3 protein-coding genes and 1 pseudogene are annotated in these 1,980 nt (G+C 32.6%); all 4 read left to right on the forward strand.

What is annotated here, in order from left to right; translation table 11 throughout:
- On the forward strand, positions 1-685 hold a 685-nt coding region (locus QCD69_RS22410; protein ID WP_301253568.1), incomplete at its 5' end, for a TIGR02594 family protein.
- On the forward strand, positions 682-1,200 hold the full coding sequence (locus QCD69_RS22415) for a hypothetical protein (protein WP_301253569.1): 519 nt from the start codon (positions 682-684) through the stop codon (positions 1,198-1,200). The genes QCD69_RS22410 and QCD69_RS22415, both read left to right, overlap by 4 nt.
- A 145-nt stretch (positions 1,201-1,345) precedes the next feature.
- On the forward strand, positions 1,346-1,669 hold the full coding sequence (locus QCD69_RS22420) for a hypothetical protein (protein WP_301253570.1): 324 nt from the start codon (positions 1,346-1,348) through the stop codon (positions 1,667-1,669).
- Positions 1,670-1,680: 11 nt separating this feature from the next.
- Positions 1,681-1,980 (forward strand): annotated as a pseudogene (locus tag QCD69_RS22425) (hypothetical protein); the annotation flags it as partial.

A 1,980-nucleotide genomic window follows, 5' to 3' on the forward strand; every position in this document is an offset into this window, starting at 1 on the left:
TTCTGGTAATCCGATTGCGTTACTCCCTCATGATCAGAGAGAGGCTCCATGGATGGCGGTTGCAATTAAAGCAGCTAAAAAATGGAAGGGAACTGGAGAAAAAAGTATAGAAGATAATTACCACTATTTAATTAACGCTAAAGGTTCCTTATCGAATACTGCATGGTGTGCATCATTTGTAAATTATTTTTTGAAAGAATCTTCTTATGATTACTCAAAAAGTTACCCTCAGTCTTCTCAATTTCCTGCATATGATAAAGTAAAATTTGTAGAAATTGATAAGCCAGTTTATGGCGCATTAATGGTATTTCGAACCTATACAAATTCTGGGGATCGTTTTACTGGAAATGGACATGTATCATTGGTTTATGGTAAAACTATACATGGGGATATTGCTGGGCTTGGGGGGAATCAAGGTGGTTCTAAATTTGGCGGAGGTACAATAAAATTGTCCATATATAGCACTACTAAAGTGGTGTCCAGATTTAGAATGACGGTCAAGGAGGAAAGGAACGTCCCCGTATATCAAAAATTTTTTAGATTCTATGTCCCGGTAGTTTATAAAAACTATGCAAAAGAAAGTTCTGCAGAGTTGATGGTTGTTGATGTGGATGATGTAAATAATAATTTATTCTGTTTTGATAATAAAGGAATTTCCTCTCGAGATGAAGGCGGTGGTCGATGAAGATATTAATGCCCATATTTATTTTTTTCTATTCAATGAATGTTTTTTCTGGTGAGCCCGGAGGAATAACTTTGTATGTTAAGCCATTATCTTCAGCTATAGATTATAAATATGTAATTGATGGTTTTTTTAGGAATTATTATGGGATTGACAATGTAAATACGCCAACATGTAACTTAAATGACTACAACCCTTATGTAGATAAGGTATATTTAAATACCCCTTTAAAAGGGGTGGGCGATCATGACCTTCTTCAAGCTATACATTCTCATGAAACTCGGATAAGAGTAGCCAATATTTTATCAAAGTTTAAGGATGATAAAGTGTCTGGGTTTGATGGGATTATGTTCTATGAGCTAAAAAAAGATGAAATAATTATTTATACATTTGATTCGAGAGATCCTGATAAGTTGTACACAACTAAAATTAAAGTTTACAATTTGATATCTAAAAAATCACTTGGTGAGGCAATATGCAACTCTATTAGTTCAAAAATACTTCCTCCTTCACCATAATTTGATGGGGGCGTTTTTCTGAGTTAGTTAATAAAGTGATTTTATGGCATCGAAATTGTTTTTGAGTATTAGGAAATGATAATCTGCACTTTCTAATATTGAATGACAGAGTGAATACATTTGACATGCAAACCATCTGGTAAGGATGAAAAATGCCATATTAATTGTTTTGCTTGTTGAGGATAATATGAAGTTTCTTTCTATAGCATTATTGTTTATTTACTCTTCCTATGCTTCGGCTAACGAATGTATAGCTATATCAGATGTTGAGTCATTTATTATGACTTTCAAAAAAAATGATAAGCAATCACTGATTGATATAGTTGTTGATTCAGTAAAACATTATATTGAGTATGATTTACTTATCAAAAATAAAATCATCATCCTTGTTAATATATCTGAAGTTTACTATGGCTGGGATGTGAACAAAAAATTAAAATATCCTGTTAATACATCAGCAGTTTTCTAAAATGAAAAAGTGTGTATCTGGAATGTATCTTTTGCACTTCCGGAGTCCATGAGAAAAAATGTGATGATGATGCTTATGGGTATTTTATTGGATTTAAGAAAGTTATTGGAAAAACAATTCTATATAACTTTACCTTTTGGTTTGATTCTCTTCTCGTCGGAAATTTATCTTGCAAAGCTGCAATAAATTCATGCAGAAAAAAAGCTTGTGAGAAGAGGTGGTTGTTTATTCAGCTATTGCCGGGGATGAAACGAAGAATATACTGCTTACAAGAAAATTTTCGCAATTCTCTGCAAAAACACTTTCCGAGA

Source organism: Erwinia sp. PsM31, assembly GCF_030433775.1.
Classification (GTDB): Bacteria; Pseudomonadota; Gammaproteobacteria; order Enterobacterales; family Enterobacteriaceae; genus Erwinia; species Erwinia aeris.

What these genes read in the sequence shown, in the direction of transcription:
- QCD69_RS22420 (WP_301253570.1), top strand. Translation starts at nt 1,346, where the DNA reads ATGAAAAATGCCATATTAATTGTTTTGCTTGTTGAGGATAATATGAAG.
- QCD69_RS22415 (WP_301253569.1), top strand. Translation starts at nt 682, where the DNA reads ATGAAGATATTAATGCCCATATTTATTTTTTTCTATTCAATGAATGTT.